This is a genomic window from Rothia sp. 88186D007BW (assembly GCF_053544215.1).
In genome coordinates, this window is sequence record NZ_JBPPTR010000008.1 from 30564 (window position 1) to 52768 (window position 22205).

Genomic DNA, 22205 nt, shown 5'->3' on the forward strand with positions numbered 1-22205 from the left:
CATGGGAGTCGACGTGGGTAACGCCCGCGTCGGCCTGGCCCTATGCGACCCCGACGGCATACTCGCAACACCCCTCAAAACCCTGCGCCGAGATCTCAAAAAGAACTCGGACCGGCGGGTACTTCGCAAACTTATTGAGGTTAACGAAGTCACCGAAGTATTTGTGGGGCTACCCAAAACCATGCGCGGGGGAGAGAGCCCCTCAACCCTCATGGCTCGCGAGTATGCCGAGGCCCTGGTGGAAGAACTCGCTGCCGATGGTGCATCTGTGCCCGTATGGTTGGTCGATGAGCGACTTACCACGGTCAGCGCTCACCGCTCACTGCACGAGGCCGGGGTGTCGAGCAGAGATTTTAAAACCATGGTCGATCAGGTAGCTGCCGTCAACATCCTGCAGCACGCTGTTGACACTCTCAAAGCTGGTCAGCACCTAGCTGGCTACCAAGTTGAGCTCAGTGACCCACACGATGCGCTTATTCCCAGAACCTCCACAGACGAAACGGAGAACCCGAATGACTGAAAACTCGAGTTCTAACCGCCCCCCGCGCCATATGGCTAAGAACCACCAGACCGACCTGGACGGGCTATTAGCCTCCAATAAAGAGACCTCCAACAGCTACAGCTTTTTTACAGCCATTGACGAAGACGAATACACTGCAGATGAGCGTGCCAGAACCCGCCGCCGCTCCCGCAACTTCATTATTTCCGCTGGCCTAGTATTTGCAGTAGCCCTGGTGCTCATCGTCTCAGTGTTAGCACCCCAGTTCGGTTGGTTTGAGCGTAAAGACTTTGCGGGCGATGGTAACGGCACCGAGGTTACTTTCACCATCCCTGAGGGAGCTTCGGCAATTGGTATCGCTAATTCTCTAGAGGAGCAGGGCATTATCGCTAATGCTGACCGCTTCCTCAAGGAGTATTCTGAAAAAGGTCAGGGCCAGTTCTTCCAGCCTGGTGAGTACACGATGCAAGAAGAGATGAGTAGTTCTGCTGCCCTGGGCGAGCTCTTGCGTTTTGATGAGGCTAACACTAACTATGTTGCTGTTGCCCGTACCTGGCGTATGGATAAAACTTTTGAGGCTCTATCAGCTGGCACCGGTATTAGTGCCCAGGAGTTCAAGGCCCTGTCTACCGACCCGACCCGCTTCGGCATACCCTCTCAGTTCCCCACCATTGAAGGTTTCCTCTTCCCCGGCGAATACCGCTTCCCCAAGGACGCCGATGCTCAAGAGATTCTGCAGATAATGGTTGATAACACCTTCAAGGCCCTGGAGGAAGCTGGCGTTTCGGGAGACGACCGCATTTTCCATGTGGTCACTGTTGCCTCCATCCTGGAATTTGAGGGCCGTGAGGCTGACTATTACCCTATTGCCGGGGCTATTGAGAACCGCATGAACAACCCTGAGGGTGAGACCAGCGGCTACCTTCAGTCTGATGCGACTGTGGCCTACGGTCTGGGTATTCAGAGCTATCACATCTCCAACGAGCAGAAGCAGGACGCCAACAACAAGTACAACACCTTCTACTACAAGGGGCTACCGGAAGGTCCCATCGGTTCTCCGGGTCTGGCTGCCATTAAGGCTGCTGCTAACCCTGAACAGAACGACTACTACTTCTGGGTGACCGTTGATCTCTTTACCGGAGAAACTCTCTTCGCGAAGACCTACGAGGAACACCTCAAGAATGTTGAAGTGTACAACCAGTTCTGTGCGACTCATGAAGGTGTCTGCTCCTAATGAATGGGCAAGTAGCAAAGTGCCCCAAGGCTTTTGTCTTGGGGCACCCCATTACACACAGTAAGTCACCCCTCTTGCACCGGGCTGCCTACCAGGTGATGGGCCTCGACATCAGGTATGAGCGTTTAGATACCCGTGAGAATCAGCTGGCAGAGGTTTTTGCTCGCTATACTCCGCAGCAGGGCACCCGCGGTTTTTCCGTGACCATGCCCCTCAAATCTGCGGTTAAGGGCTACCTCGATTATTTGACTCCCTTTGCTCAAGCCGTGGGTGTTGTTAATACTGTCTACTGGCAACAGGGCCCCGACGGTAAGTTCGTCTCGTACGGTGATAACACCGATGTCTCAGGTATTGTCAATGCCCTGCGCCAGGCAGGTTTTACAGGTCAGCCTGTCACCCCTGCCATTATCGGTGGTGGTGGCACCGCAACCGCAGCCCTAGCTGCTGTGCGCGCTATGGGAGCTCAGAGCGTCCGTGTCTTTGTGCGAGATGCTAGCCGTGCTCAGGGGGTTGCGGACGCCGCCACCCGCCTGGGTTTGCGCCTTGACTTCCTGCCCATTGCCGACTTTGCTCAGCGGTACGCCGAGTTCGATATTACTATTTGCACCCTACCAGCGGGGGCTGCTAACCATTTGCTGGCTACTGCTGGCACAGACCAGCAGGCCGGTTACCTACTTGATGTTTCGTATGACCCTTGGCCATCGGCCTTAGCCGAGGAGTGGGAATCTCTCGGTGGGGTAGTGACCAGCGGCTTAGAGATGCTGATGTATCAGGCTGTAGACCAGGTGAAGCTTTTTACCGGTCACCCCCGGTCGCTCCCACTGCCACAACAAAATGAGGTTCTTGCGGCCATGCGTCACGCAGTGGGTCTTCCTGTGACGGGCTTTGCCCCTGAACCGATTAACGAAATCAGCTCAATCATTCGCTGAGACTCTTTATACCGAATGATGAAGCGGCGGTTTGCTATCGACCGCTATTTTTGGAAATCTTAGAACACAAGACTCATAGGCAAAGGTAAAGAAGGTTAGAGATGCTGCGTTGGCTCACAGCCGGTGAATCCCACGGTGAAGCCCTGGTAGGAATTATTGAAGGCGTACCGGCAGGTGTTGAACTTACCAGTGAGATGGTGCGCGATGCTCTAGCCCGCCGCCGCCTCGGCTACGGCCGCGGTGCCCGCATGAAGTTTGAAGAAGACCGCGTGCGCATCCTGGGCGGTGTGCGCCACGGCAAGACCCAGGGCGGGCCGGTAGCAATCGAGATTGCTAACACCGAATGGCCCAAGTGGGTTGATGTTATGTCATCTGACCCTGTTGACCCTTCCCTGATTGAAGGTAGGGCCCGCAACGCGGCTCTTACCCGCCCCCGCCCCGGTCACGCAGATTTCGCTGGCATGCAGAAGTACGGTTTCGATGAGTCCCGCCCCATTCTGGAGCGAGCCAGCGCCCGTGAAACCGCAACCCGTGTCGCCCTTGGCGTTGTTGCAGCCCAGATTCTCAAGGCTCTAGGCGTGGAGCTTGTCAGCCACACTACCGCTATCGCCGAGGTGGCAGCCCCTGCTGATGCCCCGCGTCCTACCCCTCGTGACGTTACCGCCCTCGACGCTGACCCCCTGCGCTGCTTTGATGCTGCCACCTCTGAGGCCATGGTAGCTACCGTAGACCAGGCCCATAAGGACGGCGAAACCCTCGGCGGCGTGGTTGAGGTTCTAGCCTACGGCCTACCCCCGGGACTTGGCTCCTACGTCCACTGGGATCGCCGCCTTGATGCCCGCCTGGCTGCTGCCCTCATGGGCATTCAGGCCATCAAGGGCGTAGAGGTAGGCGATGGTTTTGAAACTGCCAAGCGCCCCGGTACTCGCGCCCACGACGAAATTGTGCCCGGCGAGCACGGCGTACAGCGAGTCTCAAACCGTGCAGGCGGTATCGAAGGCGGCATGACCATTGGCGACCTGCTGCGCGTCCGTGCAGCCATGAAGCCTATCGCCACCGTACCTAAGGCCCTGGCAACCATCGACACCGCCACCGGTGAGGTCGCCCGCGCCCACCACCAACGCTCAGACGTGTGTGCGGTACCTGCTGCCGGTGTTGTCGCAGAGGCGATGGTGGCGCTCGTTCTTGCAGAAGCTGCCCTCGAGAAATTTGGTGGAGACTCCATCACTGAAACCCGCCGCAACATGGACTCCTACCTAGCTGCCATTCCCGAGTCCCTGGCCTGGGAATCTAACGTAGCAGGGTGGGACGCCTAACCATGACCCCCCGATCACGTGACCACGCGATCGACATGACCGAGGTTCTCGCACCCAACCAGGTGCGTGAGGTGCAAGAAACCTATATCGAAAAATCCCGGCCGGTCGTGATCATCGGCCCCATGGCAGCAGGAAAATCGTATATAGGCACGCACCTGGCGCGCTTCTACGGCTACGAGTTCCTCGATTCTGACCACCTCATCGTTGAACAATACGGTGAGGTGTCACAAATATTTGCTGACTACGGTGAGGCAGAGTTCCGTCGTATTGAAGCAGAGGTTATCCGGGAGGTGCTGACCTCACCTGCCCGGCGCAACACCATCTTCTCCCTAGGCGGGGGAGCGCCCATGACCTCAGAGGTAGCTAGCCTGCTCAAAGACGAAACCGTTATCTATATTAAGGTCGATGCTGAGACTGTGGCCCCGCGCATTCAGAACAGCAAAACCCGGCCCCTTCTGCAACCTAACCCAGTGCAAAAGTGGACCGAAATTTTCAAAGCCCGCCGCAGCCGCTACGAAGAGCTAGCCAGCTACACCCTTGACGCCCGCGGCGGCAGAGGAATTGCAGACATGGCAGCAGAAATTCAGAACTTCATCATCAAAACCCGAAAGGCTCAAGCGTGAGCGACCAGGCTACCACCGTCATCCCCGTTACCGGCACCCAGCCTTCTGAAAACTACGATGTCTATGTAGGCCATAACCTGCTCGGTGCAATCCCTGAGATTCTCGGTAACCGCACCCAGCGCATCCTGGTCATTCACCCCCGCGCCCTGCGTTCCACCGGGGAGCTGGTCATGGAGCAGATGCGTACAGCAGGTTTCCAGACTTTTTCTGCTGAGATTCCGGACGCCGAAGAAGGCAAACACATTCAAGTAGCAGCTTTCTGCTGGCAGGTACTGGGTCAGAATGATTTCACCCGCACCGATGCGGTAATCTCCGTAGGCGGCGGTGCAGTCACCGACCTGGCCGGGTTCGTGGCAGCTACCTGGTTGCGTGGAGTCCGCGTCATTCACATTCCTACCACGCTACTGGGCATGGTGGACGCAGCAGTCGGCGGTAAGACCGGTATCAACACCGCAGAGGGCAAGAACCTGGTAGGAGCCTTTCACCCACCGGCCGCCGTCCTCTGTGAGCTAGGAGTGCTACGCACCCTACCTGAGCATGAACTACTGACTGGCATGGCCGAAGTCATTAAGTGCGGTTTCATTGCAGACCCGGTGATACTCGATCTGATGGAGGCAAACCCTGCTGCTATTCGTGACTCACAATCTGATGTGGTGCGGGAACTGATTGAGCGTTCTATCCGGGTTAAAGCTGAGGTCGTGTCGGAGGACCTGAAAGAATCGGGCCGCCGTGAATTCCTCAACTACGGTCACACTCTGGGGCACGCCATTGAACATGCCGAGCGTTTCCAGTGGCGTCACGGGGCTGCTGTAGCGGTCGGTATGGTCTTCGCCGCAGAGCTTTCCCTTGCAGCTGGTTACCTTGATGAAGCAACCGTTGAACGTACTCGGGCTATCTGCACCGCCCTTGATTTGCCCACCACCTACCCGGCAGACCGGTGGCCCAAGCTCCTTGACACCATGCGCCGTGATAAGAAGGCCCGCGGTAACATGCTGCGTTTTGTGGTACTTGAAAGCTTGGGTAAACCCCGTATCTACGAGGTGCCTGACGATTCCATTCTTTACATGACCTACCAAGAAATTGCCGCCTAATGCGTAGGGACCAGATTACTCCCAAAGTACTTCATGCCAAGACATACCATTGAGAGTAATCTGGTCCCTAATATCTCGTGTGAGCCTCACCAAGAAACTCCGCAAACGTGCAAAGCACACTGTAGACTTATCTACGGTTTACCCCGCAACGCTTATTGAAAATTTCAGTTTAGAGGAGAGTCTGTTGGCTACTACCGCAGATATCAAGAACGGTGTCGTTCTCAAGATTGACGGCAACCTCTGGTCCGTCATCGAATTCCAGCACGTCAAGCCCGGTAAGGGTGGCGCTTTCGTGCGCACCAAGCTCCGCAACGTCACCTCCGGCAAGGTTGTTGATAAGACTTTCAACGCTGGTGCCAAGATTGAGACCGCAACCGTGGACCGCTCCGACTACCAGTACCTCTACCAGGACGGCACTGACTACGTCTTCATGGACATGAAGACCTACGACCAGATCAACGTATCTGAGGTCACCGTGGGCGACGCCGCCAAGTACATGCTGGAAAACCAGACTGCAACCATCGCCATGCACGAAGGCTCACCTCTTTACATTGAGCTTCCTGCCTCTGTCGTCCTTGAAATCACCTACACCGAGCCTGGCCTGCAGGGTGACCGTTCCACCGGTGGCACCAAGCCTGCAACCGTAGAGACTGGCGCTGAGATCCAGGTACCTCTCTTCCTGGAAACCGGCACCAAGGTTAAGGTCGATACCCGTACCGGCGATTACCTCGGCCGCGTTAACGACTAAGCACCGTGAATTCAAGAACCAAAGCTAGACTTCGCGCCCTGGAAGTCCTGTTTGAGGCTGATCAGCGCGGTGAGGACGTCATTGACGTCCTAATTCGCCGTCGCACCTATACCTCAGCACAGATTTCTCTCTACTCTGAACAGATTGTTCGTGGCGTCCGCGACCACGACGAAGAGATCCGTGAGTACATTGAAACCTACGCCCAGGACTGGACTATGGACCGTATGCCCAGCGTAGACCGTGTGGCTCTGCGCCTGGGTGCCTGGGAACTCCTCTTTAACGATGAGGTCCCTGATGCTGTGGCTATCTCAGAGGCAACCGGCCTGGTTCGCCTGCTATCGACCGATGATTCACCCAAATTCGTGAATGGTCTGCTCGATCGCCTGCGTCAGGTAAAGCCCACCTTGCTGGCCTAGACTCATAGGTATCATCTACATGAGAAAAACCCACCTAGTCGGTGGGTTTTTCTGGTTTAATCGCTAGCTATTGAAACGTGTCTCACGTTTAGCCCTGATGAGGGTGAACATGGTAGATTGAGGGGTGACAGCAACCTTTAAATTCGTCCTGTGAGGCGGGGAAGGAGGCCGGCATATGACCGATACCAAGGGTGTATCCACCGACCAAGCAGTAGGCTCTCACCGGGTTATCTTGGAGTCAGCCGACATTGAGCGAGCACTTACACGCATCGCACACGAAATTCTTGAAGCCAATAAGGGCAGCGATAACCTGGTTCTTCTAGGTATTCCGCGCCGGGGCTTCCCCTTAGCGCAGCGTCTGGCAGAAAAAATTGCCCAGACTGATTCTGGGTTTAACCCTGCTTTTTCTTTGGGGCAACTCGATATCACCATGTACCGTGATGACCTGCTCTCCAAACCGGGGCGGACGCCTGAGCCCACCCGCCTGCCCGCAGCAGGAATTGAGGGGCGCACCGTTGTGCTAGTAGATGACGTCCTTTTCTCCGGTCGTACTATCCGCGCTGCTCTTGATGCTCTTAAAGACTATGGCCGGCCCGAAGCCGTCCGCTTAGCTGTGCTGGTTGACCGGGGCCACCGCCAGCTGCCTATCCGTGCTGATCATGTGGGGAAGAATCTTCCCACCAGCACTCACGAATCTGTGAAGGTTCTGCTTTCGCCTATCGACGGTGGGGATGACAAAGTTATCATCTCTCAGCCTGCCCGCTCCATGACCTCAGCTCAGGAAGGAGGGGAGTAGCCGTGCGTCATCTGCTTGATACCAAGGATCTCTCCCTGGATGAAGCCCTCAATATCCTTGATACCGCGGATTACATGGGCGAAATCGGCAAGCGCGAAGTGAAGAAGCTACCTGTCTTGCAGGGCCGCACCGTGGTCAACCTCTTCTTTGAAGATTCAACCCGCACCCGCCTATCTTTTGAGGCCGCCGAGAAGCGTCTTTCTGCTGACATCATTAACTTCTCTGCCAAGGGTTCCTCGGTCTCTAAGGGCGAGTCGCTCAAAGATACCGCCCAGACCCTAGCGGCCATCAACGCTGATGCGGTGGTTATCCGCCATAGTGCATCAGGGGCACCGCAACGGCTGGCTGAGGCTGGCTGGATTGATGTTCCGGTGCTCAACGCGGGGGACGGCACCCATGCCCACCCCACCCAGGCTCTGCTGGACGCTATGACTCTGCGCCAGTTCAAGGCTCAGGTTGAGGGGGTAGCAACCCGTGGCCTGACCCTTGAGGGACTGCGCGTAGCCATTGTGGGCGATATTCTGCACTCTCGTGTGGCCCGCTCCAATCTCTGGTTGCTTCATACCCTGGGTGCAACCGTTAAGTTCGTTGCCCCGCCCACCCTGCTCCCGGTTGATATTGACAGCTGGCCTGCAGAGATTTACTACAACCTCGATGACGCTATCGAATCTGGGGTCGATGCGGTCATGATGCTCCGCATTCAAAAAGAGCGTATGAATGCTGCCTTCTTCCCTTCCTCAGAGGAATACTCGCGGCTGTGGGGCCTAACCCCTGAACGCTTTGCCCGTCTCGATGCTGCCTCCCATGAGACTGCCATCCTTCACCCCGGCCCGATGAACCGTGGTCTTGAGATCTGTGCTGAAGCAGCCGATTCGCCTCGCTCCTGGGTGCTGCGCCAGGTAACCAACGGGGTGTCTGTGCGCATGGCGGCACTTTACTTACTCATGACCGGTGGCTCTGCCCAAGACTTCTACGCTCATTCCTAAGCCTGCACGAAAGAGAAACAATGACTGAATCTGTTTACCTCATTAAAGGCGCCTCACTCTTAGGTGAGAAAACCGCCGATATCCTCGTCAAAGACGGCCTCATCGCCGAGGTCGGCCAGAACCTTGAGGACGCTACCGCCCAGGTCATCGAGGCAGAAGGGCTCATTGCCCTGCCTGGCTTCGTTGACCTTCACACTCACCTGCGCGAACCTGGCCAGGAAGACGCCGAAACCGTTGAAACCGGTACTCGCGCAGCAGCCCTGGGCGGCTACACCGCCGTCTTCGCTATGGCTAACTCAAACCCTGTGGCTGATACCGCTGGTGTTGTGGAGCAGGTCTACGAGCTGGGTAAGAACTCCGGCTGGGCCAAGGTACAGCCTATTGGTGCTGTGACCGTTGGGCTAGCAGGGGAGCGTCTCTCCGATATTGGTGCTATGGCTGAATCCCGTGCCCAGGTACGCGTCTTCTCAGATGATGGTGTCTGCGTGTGGGATCCTGCCCTGATGCGTCGCGCCCTGGAATACGTCAAAACCTTTGACGGCGTGATTGCCCAGCACGCCCAGGAGCCCCGCCTGACGGAAGGCGCCCAGATGAACGAAGGGCAGGTATCCGCTGAGCTCGGTATGGCTGGTTGGCCTGCTGTGGCTGAAGAGTCCATCATTGCCCGCGATGTGCTGCTGGCTGAACACGTTGGTTCCCGCCTGCACATCTGCCATCTCTCCACCAAGGGCTCGGTTGAGATTGTGCGCTGGGCTAAGGAACGCGGCATTAAGGTGACCGCTGAGGTGACCCCCCACCACCTGCTGCTCACTGATGAACTGGTGCGCACCTACGACCCGGTGTATAAGGTGAACCCGCCCCTGCGTACCGAAGAAGACGTTATGGCCCTACGCCAGGCTGTAGCCGACGGCATCATCGACGTGATCGGCACCGACCATGCGCCCCACCCGGCTGAGTCCAAGGACTGCGAATGGGCCTGCGCTGCTAATGGTATGACCGGCCTGGAACAGGCTCTTTCCATTATCCAGAAGACCCTAGTTGACACCGGCTACATCACCTGGCCTGACGTTGCCCGCATCATGAGCACCAAGCCTGCCGAAATCGGCCTTGCAGCTGACCAAGGGCGTCCGCTCGAAGCGGGGGAACCTGCCCACCTGGTACTGGTGGACCCTGCCGCTACCCGCGTGATTGAACCTGCCGACCAGGCCACCAAGGGCAAGAACAATCCCTTCCGGGGCTTGGAAGTGCCCGGCGCGATTATTGCCACCTTCTACGGCGGCCACCCCACCGTACTCGATGGCAAGCTCAACACCCCCGTCCGCTAAATAACTGCTAGGAGTGCCTGTGTCTGACAAGCTCATTCCCACCCTCGTTCTGGCCCTTATCGCTGCCCTCATTTTCTGGGCCATGTGGTACGGCTGGAAGAGCCGGAAGCAGCGTCAAGCACACACAGGCACCCTGATTGATGTGCCTCAACGGTATGAGGAAACCGAATCCCTGCTAGCGGTACCCGGCACCTACGTGGCCACCACCGTCATGGGGGACTGGCTTGACCGTATCGCCACCAACACCCTGGGCGTGAAATCAACCGGTACTTTCTTCGTCTACGAAGATGCAGTGATTATCATGCGCAATGGCTCCCAAGATATCTGGATCCCTGCCGGGGATATTATCGGGGTACGCACGGAAGCTGGAATGAACGGTAAATTTGTAGAGAAGGACGGCCTGGTCGTGCTCTCCTGGTCACTGAATGGTAACCCCGTTGATACAGGTTTCCGCACCCGGTATGCAGCCGATAAAACATCAATTCTTGATGCTGTGGCAGCTATTGCACCTCAGGCTACCGCTGATGACGGCACCCTAACCCGCCCCTAAGTTTCCACCTGTCAGAGGCAGGTGACTACACCAATCAACAGGAAGTGTGTGAATGTCCCACCAAGCACCCACCCCAAGTGCAGCAGTACTCGTCCTTGAAGACGGTACTTTCTACCGTGGCGAAAGCTACGGCGCTACCGGCAAGACCCTCGGCGAGGCGGTCTTCTCAACCGGTATGACCGGCTACCAGGAAACCCTGACTGACCCCTCCTACGCAGGGCAGATTGTGGTTCAGACCGCACCCCACATCGGTAACACCGGTGTCAATGATGAAGATGCCGAATCCCGCAAAATTTGGGTTGCAGGTTACGCCGTGCGTGACGCAGCCCGCCGCCCCTCAAACTGGCGTTCAGAGCGTTCCCTAGACGAAGAGCTCGTAGCCCAGGGCATCGTGGGTATCCAGGGTATTGACACCCGCGCCCTCACCCGCCACCTGCGCAGCGCCGGTTCCATGCGCGCCGGTATCTTCACCGGTGCGGACGCCGAACGCCCCCTCACCGAGCTGGTTGCCGAAGTACAGGCCGCCACCGAAATGAAGGGCCAGAAGCTAGCTGACACTGTCTCCATCGATGAGGCCTACATCGTAGAGCCTGCCGACCAGGGTTGGGACGGAGACGTCAAAGCTACTCTGGTAGCAATCGACCTGGGCATCAAGGCCATGACCCCCAAGCGTTTTGCCGAGCGTGGTGTGCGCGTGCACGTGCTGCCTGCAACCGCAACCCTTAAAGATATCACCGCCAAGAACCCCGACGGCGTCTTCTTCTCTAACGGCCCTGGTGATCCCGCCACTGCTGATGAGCAGGTAGAACTACTCCAGAGCATCCTGCGCCAAGGCACCCCCTTCTTCGGGATTTGCTTTGGTAACCAGATGCTAGGCCGCGCCCTGGGCTTTGGCACCTACAAGCTGCCCTTCGGCCACCGAGGCATCAACCAGCCGGTCATGGACCGCACTACTGGCAAGGTAGAAATCACCGCCCAGAACCACGGTTTTGCCGTTGATGCACCCCTGGAGGGGGCCGTCACCGCACCCAATGCTGAATTTGGTCGCGTTGAGGTTTCCCACGTGGGCCTGAACGACCAGGTTGTTGAAGGCCTGCGTTGCCTAGACATTCCTGCTTTCTCAGTGCAGTACCACCCCGAAGCAGCAGCAGGGCCGCACGATGCAGCCTACCTCTTTGACCGCTTTATCGACCTCATGCTTGAGAAGAAGAACTAAGGACACCGAACCATGCCGAAGCGTAACGATCTCAACTCAATTCTCGTCATCGGTTCTGGCCCGATTGTTATCGGTCAGGCCGCCGAATTCGACTACTCGGGCACCCAGGCCCTGCGCGTACTCAAAGAAGAAGGGGTACGCGTCATTCTGGTCAACTCCAACCCGGCCACCATCATGACCGACCCCGAGTTCGCCGACGCCACCTACATCGAACCGATCACCCCTGAGGTCATCGAAAAGATTATTGCCAAGGAAAAGCCTGACGCTATCCTGCCTACCCTTGGTGGCCAGACCGCACTGAACGCGGCAATCTCCTTGGATGAGCAGGGCATTCTCGCAAAGTACGGTGTCGAGCTTATTGGCGCCAACATTGAAGCTATCAACCTGGGTGAGGACCGTGAGGCCTTCAAGGGCGTAGTAGAACGTGCAGGCGGCGAGTCAGCCCGCTCTGTCATTGTTCACACCATGGACGAAGCCCTCAAAGCTGCCGAAGAACTGGGCTACCCCATGGTCGTCCGCCCCTCCTTCACCATGGGTGGCCTGGGCTCAGGTATGGCCTACAACGAGGAAGACCTGCACCGTATCGCCGGTGCTGGCATCCAGTACAGCCCCACCAGCGAAGTTCTGCTCGAAGAGTCCATCTTGGGCTGGAAAGAGTACGAACTGGAAATGATGCGAGATAAGAATGACAACGTAGTTGTTATCTGCTCCATCGAAAACTTTGACCCGGTGGGCGTACACACCGGTGACTCCATCACCGTAGCCCCCGCGCTGACTCTGACCGACCGTGAGTATCAGAAGCTCCGCGATATCGCTATCAATGTGATTCGTGAGGTTGGTGTTGATACTGGTGGCTGTAACATCCAGTTCGCTATCGACCCTGCAACCGGGCGCATCATCGTCATCGAGATGAACCCCCGTGTCTCCCGCTCCTCAGCACTGGCATCAAAGGCAACCGGCTTCCCGATCGCTAAGATCGCTACCAAGCTTTCCTTGGGCTACACCCTGGATGAAATCCCCAACGATATCACCCAGAAGACCCCGGCCTCCTTCGAACCCACCCTCGACTACGTTGTGGTCAAGGTTCCCCGTTTTGCTTTCGAGAAGTTCCCGGCCGCAGACCCCACCCTGACGACCACCATGAAGTCAGTGGGCGAGGCTATGGCCCTGGGCCGTAACTTCACCGAGGCCCTGCAGAAGGCTATGCGCTCCATGGAGCAGAAGGGCTCAACCTTCCGCTTTGATAACCCCGAGCTGGGTTCAGATGAGCTGGCTACTCTGATTGAGCAGACCAAGGTTGCCACTACTGACCGTATCTTCCAGGTTCAGCGTGCCCTGCTAGCTGGTGCTACCGTTGAGCAGATGTACGAGGCAACCGCTATCGACCCCTGGTTCCTGGACCAGCTGGTGCTCTTGAACGAGGTTGCCGCAGAAATCGCCTCTGCCAAGTCCCTCGATGAGCGCACTATGCGCCTGGCCAAGCGTCACGGTTTCTCTGACGCTCAGATTGGTGAGATTCTGGGTATGAGCGAGGCCGTGGTTCGCGGCATCCGCCACGCCCTGAACATCCGCCCTGTCTTCAAGACTGTTGATACCTGTGCTGCCGAGTTTGAGGCTTTCACCCCTTACCACTACTCCTCCTACGATCAGGAGGACGAGGTTGCTCACCACGAGAAGCCTTCCATCATGATTCTGGGCTCTGGGCCCAACCGTATCGGTCAGGGCATTGAGTTCGATTACTCCTGTGTGCACGCTTCTATGGTGTTGCGTGAGGCTGGCTATGAGACTGTTATGGTCAACTGCAACCCTGAGACCGTATCAACTGACTACGATATTTCTACCCGTCTCTACTTTGAGCCCCTGACTCTAGAGGACGTCCTTGAAATCGTTGAGGCTGAGCGTCGTACCGGTGGTCTGCTGGGCGTCTTCGTTCAGTTAGGCGGCCAGACCCCCCTTAAGCTGGCTCAGGAGCTCAAGGCTGCTGGCATCCCCATTCTGGGTACCTCACCTGAGGCCATTGACCTGGCTGAAGACCGCGGCGAGTTCTCTCGTGTGCTGGAAGAAGCAGGTCTGATTTCCCCCAAGAACGGCACCGCCTACACTTTCGAGAACGCCAAGAAGATTGCGGATGAGATTGGCTACCCCGTACTGGTGCGCCCCTCCTACGTTCTGGGCGGACGCGGCATGGAGATTGTCTACTCTGAGGCTCAGCTAGCGCGCTACTTGGAGAACGCTACTGAGGTTTCTTCCTCTCAGCCTGCTTTGATTGATAAGTTCCTTGAGGACGCCGTTGAAATTGACGTTGATGCCCTCTACGATGGCCAAGAGCTCTACTTGGGCGGCGTCATGGAGCACATCGAAGAGGCAGGTATTCACTCAGGTGACTCTGCTTGCACCCTGCCCCCCATTACCCTGGGTCCGGACGTCATCGAGCAGGTCAAGGAGGCAACCTACAAGATTGCCGCTGGTGTGGGCGTGCGCGGTCTGATTAACATTCAGTTCGCTGTCGCTTCTGAGATTCTCTACGTGATTGAAGCTAACCCGCGTGCTTCTCGTACCGTGCCTTTCGTCTCCAAGGCAACCGGTGTGCAGATGGCGAAGGCTGCTGCTCTGATTGGTACGGGTAAGACCATTGCTGATCTCAAGGCTGAGGGCTACCTGCCTGCCACCATGGATGGTGCTTCACTTCCTGTTGAAACCGCTATTGCGGTCAAGGAAGCTGTACTGCCCTTTAGTCGCTTCCGCACCCCCGAGGGTGTTGTGGTTGATTCCCTGCTTGGCCCTGAGATGCGTTCGACCGGTGAGGTCATGGGCTTGGACCGTCATTTCGACACTGCTTTTGCTAAGGCTGAGGCTTCTGCTGGTTCCAAGCTACCTACCGAGGGTAAGGTCTTTGTGTCCGTTGCTAACCGCGATAAGCGTAACTCCATCATCTATGTGAAGATGTTGCAGCAGCTGGGCTTTGAGATTGTCTCTACCGGCGGCACTGCCGATGTTCTGCGTCGCAATGGTGTTGAGTCGCTGGTTGTTCCTAAGATTGCTGAAACTCAGGAAGGAGAGCGTTCCATCGTTGATATGGTGCGCGATGGCGATATCGACCTGATTTTCAACACCCCCTCTGGCGGTCAGGCTCGCGGCGATGGTTACGAGATTCGCGCTGCGGCAACCTCCGTTGGTTGCCCGGTGATGACCACTGTCTCTGAGTTTGGTGCAGCAGTTCAGGGTATTAACGCTCTGCGTGAGTACAGCTGGGATGTTATGAGCTTGCAGGAACACGGCGCTTCTATTGAGGCTGCTCTGGAAGGCCGTGAATCCTAATGTCAGGCGGTTTTGGTGATCGCCTGGCTCAGGCCATGGGGGAGAAGGGCCCCCTCTGCGTGGGCATTGACCCCCACCCTGCTTTGCTGGAGGCTTGGGGTCTGCCCGACGCTGCGGCATCCCTAGGCGCCTTCGCTTCTACTGTGCTTGAGGCTTGCGGCCCGGTGGTTGCTGCCCTCAAGCCCCAAGTGGCGCTTTTTGAGCGTCATGGCTCGGCTGGTTTAGCTGCCCTGGAGCAGTTGCAGCGTGATGCTGCGGAGGCCGGTGTGCTGGTAGTTGCCGATGCTAAGCGCGGTGATATTGGCTCCACGATGGCTGCTTATGCGGACGCTTGGCTGGGGGAGAACTCGCCCTTGGCCACTGACTCGGTGACTTTGAGCCCTTACTTGGGGTTTGAGTCCTTGCGTCCGGCTCTTGAGGTGGCGGACCGCAATCAGCGGGGTACTTTCGTGCTGGCACTTACCTCGAACCCTGAGGGGCGGACTGTGCAGCATGTTGGTGGCACTTCATCTGTGGCTGCAACCATTATTGCAGCAGCTCACGCTGAGAACAGCCAGCGTCAGTGGGAGGCTATGGGCCCCTGCGGCCTGGTCGTGGGTGCTACCGTAGCTGATGCCTTACAGAAGCTCGAGATTGACCTCTCCGCTTTCAATGGCCCTATTCTGGCTCCAGGTTTTGGTGCTCAAGGGGCTACTGCTGGTGATCTCTATACTGTCTTTGCTGGTATTGAGAAACAGGTGCTGGTGAACTCAAGCCGTGGCGTCTTGTCTGCTGGGCCGTCAGCTCAGGGGCTGCGTCAGGCTGCTGAAGCTGCTCGTGATGAGCTTTTGAAGGCTCGATAGAGTCTTTATCGGAAGAATGGTGGGAATTTATTTCAAATTCCCACCATTTTTCTTTAAATAAGGTTACTCACGGGTAACTATCTTCCCTAACCATCTCTGACATGGTATTTTGTAATTGTTGGGTCGCAAATAAATAAGCAATACCCCCAAGACTGAGCAAAGCTGCTCGGTTGCTTATTTATTCCAACAAACCCCGCTCTTTGCCTCATTGGCATCTCGCACAGAAGGACAACATACTATGCCTCTTCAGCCCCTCACCGAAGAACAGCGCATCGCCGCCCGCGAAAAGGCCAAAAAGGCCCGCATTACCCGCGCTGAAATTAAGGACGCAGTTAAGAACAAGCAGATTACTATCGCAGAAGTTCTCAAGCGTGCCGAAACTGATGAGGCAGTCGCTAGACTAAAGGTAACTGACCTGCTCACTTCCCTGCCGGGCGTGGGAGAGGTTCGTACTGAGAACATTTTGAACGATTTGAATATTGCTGCGTCCCGCCGTCTGCGTGGTCTTGGTATCCACCAGCGTAAGGCACTCATCAATCTTCTTGACCGATAGGTAGACTATGGCTGAACAGACCTCTGCACCTAAATTGACCGTGCTCGCTGGCCCCACTGCTGTGGGTAAGGGAACCGTTTCTGCTTATATTCGGGAGCACTACCCCCAGGTGTGGTTCTCTGTATCAGCTACGACCCGTGACCCTCGCCCCGGTGAAGAAGACGGTGTGCATTACCACTTTGTCTCTGAAGAACTTTTTGAGTCAATGGTAGAGAACCGCCAGCTGCTGGAATGGGCTACCGTACATAACTCCTATAAGTACGGCACCATGCGGTCCATAGTTGAAGAGCAGCTTAAAGCTGGCAAACATGTTTTGCTTGAAATCGACTTGCAGGGGGCCCGCCAGGTACGTAACGCCATGCCCGAGGCTCAACTGATTTTCTTAGCTCCTCCTAGCTGGGATGAACTGGTTTCCCGGCTGATTGGCCGCGGTACCGAGTCCCCCCAGGAGCAAGAGGCCCGCCTCGAGACAGCCAAAATTGAGCTAGCTGCTGAGCCTGAGTTCGATCACACTGTCATTAATGAGACTGTGGCAGAAGCGGCAGAAGAAATTGTGCGGCTCATGGGCGCCCAGGGCAAGTAGAAAACCTATCTACTAGGGCGGCGGTGTAGGGGAATATCACCCCTGCACCGCCGCCCTTTTGCGTGACAAAAAAACGGTTGACCGATAGTATAGGTAGAGTTTTATGCCACCGGTATAACCGGTGGTGAGCAAGCACAGTCAAGATGGAGTCTTACGTGGCAAACGCACACAACGATGAAGGTATCATCAATCCCAGCGCAGACGCTCTGATCCAAAAAGCTGAGTCGAAGTACGGTCTGGTGATTTTTGGTGCTCGCCGTGCTCGCCAGATTAACGCCTACTACTCACAGCTTCACGAGAACCTGTACGATTACGTAGGCCCTCTGGTAGATTCTGAGCCCAACGAGAAGTCGCTCTCTGTGGCTATGCGTGAAATTAACGAGGGCCTGATTGAGGCCCGCCATATTGCTGATGGCCAGTTCGATGAAAATGGCACCCTGCTTCATGAAGAAGAGCCCAGCGCTTTCCTTGCTGGTGGCGATTTCTACATGGAAGAGCCTTTCGTTGAATACGTCGACGCTGAAGACGCAGATCAGGCCTAATCTGCAGTAGCTCATGCGAGTTGTTATAGGCATTGGAGGGGGCATTGCGGCCTATAAGGCGGCAATGCTCCTTCGTCTTTTTGGTAAAGCTGGGCACGAGGTTATTGCCGTGCCGACCGAGGCTGCCCTCAAATTTGTGGGCCAGCCAACTCTAGAAGCTCTGAGTGGAAACTCAGTATCGGTGGACGTTTTTGAGAGGGTTCCCGAGGTCAACCACGTGCGGCAGGCTGAAGAGGCTGACGCTGTGATTATTGCCCCGGCAACGGCAGATCTTATGGCCCGGTTAGCGGCTGGTCGGGCTAACGACCTACTCACCGCCACCGTACTGACCACCTACGCCCCGGTTATTCTGGCCCCTGCCATGCACACACAGATGTGGGAGCACCCGGCCACTCAGGCTAACGTGGCTACTTTGAAGTCCTATGGCTATCAGGTGATTGAACCTGCCGTGGGGCGTCTGACCGGCCCCGATTCTGGTGTGGGGCGTCTACCTGAGCCTGAAGATATCTACGCCCAGGCCCTTGCGCTTTTAGGCTGGAAGCAGAAGGAGGCAGGGGAGAACCCCCCGGTAGAAACCGATGATCTGCCTCTGGCGGGGCAGCGGCTACTTATTACAGCCGGTGGCACCCGTGAAGCCCTTGACCCGGTACGCTTCTTGGGCAACCGTTCCTCCGGCAAGCAGGGTATAGCCTTAGCGACTGCCGCCAGCGAACTGGGCGCCCAAGTTCACCTCATTGCCGCCCATGTAGAAGTGGATATCCCTGAGAACCTTGATCAGGTCACACGGGTTTCAAGTGCCCTGCAACTGCGCGAAGCTGTTGTTGAGCACCTAGCGACCACCGACGTCCTCGTGATGACCGCAGCGGTAGCTGACTTTAGGCCTGCACAGTACATTGACTCTAAGATTAAAAAGACGGACGACCCCGGCCAGGACCCGGTGATACGTCTGGTCCGTAACCCCGATGTGTTAAAAGAAGCGGTGCTTTATCGCCAGGAGAACCCACAGCACTCACCCCACACGATTGTCGGGTTTGCCGCTGAGACTGGCGATGCTACCACCAGCCCGCTGGATTACGGCCGGGCCAAGCTGGTACGTAAGGGCTGTGACTACCTGGCTGTAAATACTGTGAGCACTACCCAGGGCTTTGGGGCAGATAACAACGCTATTACGTTACTGTCAGCCAAGAGCGACCAAGAGGTAACCCTAGAAGGTAGCAAACTCCATGTCTCCCGCGCAATGCTTCGTCATATAGCGCAAGAACTCAACAAACATTCACAAAAGTAGCCCCGCCGGGCCGAGAGAAGTACAGTAAAACCGTGACTGAAAATAACCACCTCCGTTTATTCACCAGTGAGTCCGTCACCGAAGGTCACCCTGACAAAATCTGTGACCAGATTTCTGACTCAATTCTGGATGCCCTCTTGACCGTTGACCCGCTCTCTAACGTAGCGGTTGAAACCATGGTCACCACCGGCCAGGTTCATGTGGCCGGTGAAGTGACCACCAACGGTTATGTCGATATTCCCCACATCGTGCGCAAAACCATCCTCGATATTGGCTACAACTCCTCAACACACGGTTTTGACGGCGAATTCTGCGGGGTCTCTGTATCGATTGGTGAGCAGTCACCGGATATCAACTCGGGTGTCTACAACTCCCTTGAAGCCCGCCAGGGCACTGCCGCCGATGATCTGGACCTTCAAGGTGCAGGCGATCAGGGCATCATGTTCGGTTACGCCACCAACGAGACCGAAGTGCTCATGCCCGCCCCCATCTACGTGGCTCACCGTCTTTCCGAGCAGCTCACCAAGGTACGTAAGGACGGCACCCTGCCCAACCTGCGCCCCGATGGTAAGACTCAGGTAACCCTGGGTTACGACGAGAACTTCAAGCCCGTGATGATTGACACCGTTGTGGTCTCAACCCAGCACACCGCAGACTACGACCTTGACCAGTTGGCTGCTGATATTCAGCAGCACGTTATTGAGCCTGTCCTTGCCAGCTTTGATTTTGACTCATCTGAGGCCACCTTCATCATTAACCCTGCTGGACGCTTCGTGCAGGGCGGCCCCGTGGGTGATGCCGGTCTGACTGGCCGCAAGATTATTGTGGATACTTACGGCGGCATGGCCCGCCACGGCGGCGGTGCCTTCTCAGGTAAGGACCCTTCCAAGGTAGACCGTTCTGCCGCCTACGCTATGCGCTGGGTTGCTAAGAACATCGTTGCTGCCGGCCTGGCCGACCGCGCCGAGGTTCAGGTCGCCTACGCCATTGGTCAGGCTGCCCCTGTGGGTATCTACGTTGAAACCTTTGGCACCGAAAAGGTTGAAATCTTCAAGATTGAGCAGGCTATCCGCCAGGTCTTTGACCTGCGCCCCCTAGCTATCATCCGTGATCTAGAACTGCGCCGTCCTATCTACGCTAAGACCGCAGCTAACGGCCACTTCGGCCGTGAGGACCGCGAATTCACCTGGGAACGCACCAACCGTGTCAACGAGCTCAAGGCGGCTGTAGGCCTCTAAGCTAAAATGTCTGTATGACAACGGCACCCAACCCCGAATCCCTGCAACCAGATTTGTTGCAGGGATTCGACATACCCGATGCCAACCTCGTCGGCTCCACAGCCGCTGAGGACGCCGCCGTGCAGCTACCGGTTGCCCGGGTACACATCGACACCCATGTGCCCCACCTTGACCGGCTCTTTGACTACCAGGTTCCGGCAGCTATCGACCAAGAAGCCCAGCCCGGGGTGCGAGTACGGGTCAAGTTCGGTGGGCGAGAAGTTACCGGCTGGTTACGGGAACGCGTAGAACGGTCGGACGCTCCTACCCGCCTGGTGCCTCTACACAAGGTGATATCGCCCCTGCCTGTGGTCGCCCCAGAAGTCTTTGAGCTAGCTGATGCCCTAGCTGAGCGCTATGCGGGGTTGGTTCCTGATGTGTTGCGGCTTGCTGTGCCCCCGCGGGTTGCTAGCGTAGAGAAAACCTTTTTAGAAGAAGCAGGGGGAGAGGCGGCACCTCAACCGGTTGAGCCAGACTGCCCAGATCTCACCGGTTTTACTGACTACTCCCAAGGTGTTGAATTCTGTGAGGACCTACTGGCAGGGCATCAGGCTCGGGCTGTGATGGCTGTGCTCCCCTCGTACCCGGAGCGAAGCTGGGAGCAACTACTGGCGTCCGCCCTGGTGGCAACTGCCTCTACCGGCAGGGGAGCGCTGGCTATTGTGCCTGACCATAAGAGCCTTGACCGGCTCACCACCGCACTTGAAGAGCTAGTGGATTCGGATTCTTTTGTGCGGCTTACTGCTAACGACAAGCCCACCCCCCGCTACCGTAGCTACCTCAAAGCCCATACCGGTCAGGTGCCTATTGTCATTGGTACCCGCTCAGCCGCCTACGCGCCTGTGGCGAACCTGGGGCTGGTTGCCTGCTGGGATGACGGGGATTCTTCCCTGATAGAGCAGCGGGCCCCTTACTGCCATGCGCGGGACGTCCTCTTGCTGCGCGCCACCCTTGAAAAAACTGCTGGCCTCTTTATGGGCTACGCTGTCTCCAGCGAAGCTGCGCGTTTGGTGCGCACCGGGTGGGCCAGCTACCTGGGGGCAGATCGGGCGGTAGTGCGCTCTTTTACCCCGCGTGTGATGCCAACCGGTGATGATTACCAGTTAGCCCGTGACCCTCTAGCCGCTATTGCCCGCATACCCCACCAGGCTTTTGCGGTGGCTAAGGATGCGCTGACTACTGGGCCGGTGCTCATTCAGGTGGCCCGGGCGGGCTATATTCCGGCTTTGGCCTGCCAGCGGTGCCGTATGCCTGCCCGCTGCGACAACTGTAGAGGCCCCCTTACTCAACCGAGAGGGGGCAGTGCACCCCAGTGTGGTTGGTGTGGACATCTGGCCCACCATTGGCATTGCCTTGATTGTGGTTTTAATCGGTGGCGTACTGGTATCGCAGGGGCCTTGCGCACAGCCGAAGAGCTTGGCCGGGCCTTCCCGGGTGTACCTGTGATTACTTCTAGTGGTGAAAACGTTAAAGCCAGTGTTGGGGCAGAACCGGCTCTGGTGATTGCTACCCCCGGTGGTGAGCCTGTGGCTGAGGGCGGTTATGCGGCGGCTCTTTTGCTGGATGCTGACCGGATGCTCCAGTTTGATTCCCTGCGTGCCCCTGAGACGGCCCTGCGGCGCTGGCTAAATGCTGCGGCACTGGTCCGCTCTTTTGCTGTAGGCGGGCGCGTGGTGACTACCGCCAGCCCTTCGGCAGCCTTGGAAGCCTTGGTGCGCTGGGATCCTATGGGCTTTGCCCTGTGGGAGATGGATGAACGCGCTGAAATTGGTCTACCGCCGGCCGTCCGTACCGCCGCTATTACTGGTAGTGAGCGGGCTGTTCAGGTCTTTCTTGAGGCAATTACCCTGCCTGAGGAGGTTCGGGTGAATGGCCCCATGCCCCTTGCTGACTCTACCGGCTACTATGAGGGGGAGGTCGATAGCGACCTCTACCGCGCCATTATCTTCTTCCCCTACGCGGTGGGGGCCAAGCTTACCCACCACCTGCGTTCCACTAAGGCGTCTCTGGCTGCCCTCAAAAAGAGTGAGCCGGTGCAGATACGCTGTGACGGGCTCGATATTCTCTAAGCCCCCG

The 22205-nt window shown here is 57.0% G+C and carries 21 protein-coding genes; all 21 read left to right on the forward strand.

Annotated features, from left to right (window positions below):
* The first annotated feature begins 1 nt into the window (after window position 1).
* The 21 genes from ruvX to ACEE09_RS05885 all read left to right on the forward strand — a co-directional run bounded on the left by ruvX (window position 2) and on the right by ACEE09_RS05885 (window position 22198).
* Entirely contained in the window at window positions 2-520 is a 519-nt protein-coding gene (gene ruvX, locus ACEE09_RS05785; protein ID WP_449083055.1) for a Holliday junction resolvase RuvX, read from the forward strand.
* Window positions 513-1733, forward strand: a complete 1221-nt coding sequence (gene mltG, locus ACEE09_RS05790) for an endolytic transglycosylase MltG (protein WP_449082905.1) — start codon at window positions 513-515, stop codon at window positions 1731-1733. The genes ruvX and mltG overlap by 8 nt, the downstream gene beginning before the upstream one ends.
* Window positions 1733-2662: a shikimate dehydrogenase family protein gene (locus tag ACEE09_RS05795; RefSeq protein WP_449082907.1), complete on the forward strand. Its 930-nt coding sequence runs from the start codon at window positions 1733-1735 to the stop codon at window positions 2660-2662. The genes mltG and ACEE09_RS05795 overlap by 1 nt, the downstream gene beginning before the upstream one ends.
* Window positions 2663-2763: 101 nt before the next feature.
* On the forward strand, window positions 2764-3978 hold the full coding sequence (gene aroC, locus ACEE09_RS05800) for a chorismate synthase (RefSeq protein WP_449082909.1): 1215 nt from the start codon (window positions 2764-2766) through the stop codon (window positions 3976-3978).
* Window positions 3979-3980: 2 nt separating this feature from the next.
* Window positions 3981-4601, forward strand: coding sequence for a shikimate kinase (locus tag ACEE09_RS05805; protein WP_449082911.1), 621 nt, complete (start codon window positions 3981-3983; stop codon window positions 4599-4601).
* Window positions 4598-5692: a 3-dehydroquinate synthase gene (gene aroB / locus ACEE09_RS05810; RefSeq protein ID WP_449082913.1), complete on the forward strand. Its 1095-nt coding sequence runs from the start codon at window positions 4598-4600 to the stop codon at window positions 5690-5692. Before ACEE09_RS05805 ends, aroB begins: the two co-directional genes overlap by 4 nt.
* 184 nt (window positions 5693-5876) lie before the next feature.
* Complete coding sequence (efp, locus tag ACEE09_RS05815) at window positions 5877-6440, forward strand: elongation factor P (protein ID WP_449082915.1); 564 nt, start codon at window positions 5877-5879, stop codon at window positions 6438-6440.
* Window positions 6441-6445: 5 nt separating this feature from the next.
* On the forward strand, window positions 6446-6856 hold the full coding sequence (gene nusB / locus ACEE09_RS05820; RefSeq protein ID WP_449082917.1) for a transcription antitermination factor NusB: 411 nt from the start codon (window positions 6446-6448) through the stop codon (window positions 6854-6856).
* Between the two features lie 175 nt (window positions 6857-7031).
* Window positions 7032-7652: a bifunctional pyr operon transcriptional regulator/uracil phosphoribosyltransferase PyrR gene (pyrR, locus tag ACEE09_RS05825; protein ID WP_449082919.1), complete on the forward strand. Its 621-nt coding sequence runs from the start codon at window positions 7032-7034 to the stop codon at window positions 7650-7652.
* A 2-nt stretch (window positions 7653-7654) separates the two neighbouring features.
* The gene (locus ACEE09_RS05830; protein WP_449082921.1) at window positions 7655-8638 is read left to right on the forward strand and encodes an aspartate carbamoyltransferase catalytic subunit; all 984 of its coding nucleotides are present in this window, start codon (window positions 7655-7657) and stop codon (window positions 8636-8638) included.
* Window positions 8639-8658: 20 nt separating this feature from the next.
* The gene (locus ACEE09_RS05835; protein ID WP_449082923.1) at window positions 8659-9963 is read left to right on the forward strand and encodes a dihydroorotase; all 1305 of its coding nucleotides are present in this window, start codon (window positions 8659-8661) and stop codon (window positions 9961-9963) included.
* 19 nt (window positions 9964-9982) lie between these two features.
* Window positions 9983-10513 (forward strand): PH-like domain-containing protein, encoded by a 531-nt coding sequence (locus ACEE09_RS05840; RefSeq protein ID WP_449082925.1) that lies wholly within the window; start codon window positions 9983-9985, stop codon window positions 10511-10513.
* Window positions 10514-10565: 52 nt separating this feature from the next.
* Window positions 10566-11729, forward strand: a complete 1164-nt coding sequence (gene carA / locus ACEE09_RS05845; protein WP_449082927.1) for a glutamine-hydrolyzing carbamoyl-phosphate synthase small subunit — start codon at window positions 10566-10568, stop codon at window positions 11727-11729.
* Between the two features lie 12 nt (window positions 11730-11741).
* Complete coding sequence (gene carB, locus ACEE09_RS05850) at window positions 11742-15047, forward strand: carbamoyl-phosphate synthase large subunit (protein WP_449082929.1); 3306 nt, start codon at window positions 11742-11744, stop codon at window positions 15045-15047.
* Window positions 15047-15889 (forward strand): orotidine-5'-phosphate decarboxylase, encoded by an 843-nt coding sequence (pyrF, locus tag ACEE09_RS05855; RefSeq protein WP_449082930.1) that lies wholly within the window; start codon window positions 15047-15049, stop codon window positions 15887-15889. The genes carB and pyrF overlap by 1 nt, the downstream gene beginning before the upstream one ends.
* A gap of 238 nt (window positions 15890-16127) precedes the next feature.
* On the forward strand, window positions 16128-16442 hold the full coding sequence (gene mihF / locus ACEE09_RS05860) for an integration host factor, actinobacterial type (protein ID WP_449082932.1): 315 nt from the start codon (window positions 16128-16130) through the stop codon (window positions 16440-16442).
* A gap of 7 nt (window positions 16443-16449) precedes the next feature.
* Entirely contained in the window at window positions 16450-17025 is a 576-nt protein-coding gene (gene gmk / locus ACEE09_RS05865; RefSeq protein ID WP_449082933.1) for a guanylate kinase, read from the forward strand.
* 155 nt (window positions 17026-17180) lie between these two features.
* Window positions 17181-17567, forward strand: a complete 387-nt coding sequence (gene rpoZ / locus ACEE09_RS05870; protein WP_449082935.1) for a DNA-directed RNA polymerase subunit omega — start codon at window positions 17181-17183, stop codon at window positions 17565-17567.
* Between the two features lie 13 nt (window positions 17568-17580).
* Window positions 17581-18852, forward strand: coding sequence for a bifunctional phosphopantothenoylcysteine decarboxylase/phosphopantothenate--cysteine ligase CoaBC (coaBC, locus tag ACEE09_RS05875; RefSeq protein ID WP_449082937.1), 1272 nt, complete (start codon window positions 17581-17583; stop codon window positions 18850-18852).
* 32 nt (window positions 18853-18884) lie between these two features.
* Window positions 18885-20090: a methionine adenosyltransferase gene (gene metK, locus ACEE09_RS05880; protein ID WP_449082939.1), complete on the forward strand. Its 1206-nt coding sequence runs from the start codon at window positions 18885-18887 to the stop codon at window positions 20088-20090.
* Window positions 20091-20104: 14 nt separating this feature from the next.
* Window positions 20105-22198, forward strand: a complete 2094-nt coding sequence (locus ACEE09_RS05885) for a primosomal protein N' (protein ID WP_449082941.1) — start codon at window positions 20105-20107, stop codon at window positions 22196-22198.
* Window positions 22199-22205: the final 7 nt, after the last annotated feature.

Excerpts from the sequence above, each read along its gene's own strand:
- ruvX (WP_449083055.1), top strand. The coding sequence starts at position 2 with ATGGGAGTCGACGTGGGTAACGCCCGCGTCGGCCTGGCCCTATGCGAC.
- mltG (WP_449082905.1), top strand. The coding sequence starts at position 513 with ATGACTGAAAACTCGAGTTCTAACCGCCCCCCGCGCCATATGGCTAAG.
- ACEE09_RS05795 (WP_449082907.1), top strand. The coding sequence starts at position 1,733 with ATGAATGGGCAAGTAGCAAAGTGCCCCAAGGCTTTTGTCTTGGGGCAC.
- aroC (WP_449082909.1), top strand. The coding sequence starts at position 2,764 with ATGCTGCGTTGGCTCACAGCCGGTGAATCCCACGGTGAAGCCCTGGTA.
- ACEE09_RS05805 (WP_449082911.1), top strand. The coding sequence starts at position 3,981 with ATGACCCCCCGATCACGTGACCACGCGATCGACATGACCGAGGTTCTC.
- pyrR (WP_449082919.1), top strand. The coding sequence starts at position 7,032 with ATGACCGATACCAAGGGTGTATCCACCGACCAAGCAGTAGGCTCTCAC.
- ACEE09_RS05835 (WP_449082923.1), top strand. The coding sequence starts at position 8,659 with ATGACTGAATCTGTTTACCTCATTAAAGGCGCCTCACTCTTAGGTGAG.
- carA (WP_449082927.1), top strand. The coding sequence starts at position 10,566 with ATGTCCCACCAAGCACCCACCCCAAGTGCAGCAGTACTCGTCCTTGAA.
- carB (WP_449082929.1), top strand. The coding sequence starts at position 11,742 with ATGCCGAAGCGTAACGATCTCAACTCAATTCTCGTCATCGGTTCTGGC.
- pyrF (WP_449082930.1), top strand. The coding sequence starts at position 15,047 with ATGTCAGGCGGTTTTGGTGATCGCCTGGCTCAGGCCATGGGGGAGAAG.
- mihF (WP_449082932.1), top strand. The coding sequence starts at position 16,128 with ATGCCTCTTCAGCCCCTCACCGAAGAACAGCGCATCGCCGCCCGCGAA.
- gmk (WP_449082933.1), top strand. The coding sequence starts at position 16,450 with ATGGCTGAACAGACCTCTGCACCTAAATTGACCGTGCTCGCTGGCCCC.
- coaBC (WP_449082937.1), top strand. The coding sequence starts at position 17,581 with ATGCGAGTTGTTATAGGCATTGGAGGGGGCATTGCGGCCTATAAGGCG.
- ACEE09_RS05885 (WP_449082941.1), top strand. The coding sequence starts at position 20,105 with ATGACAACGGCACCCAACCCCGAATCCCTGCAACCAGATTTGTTGCAG.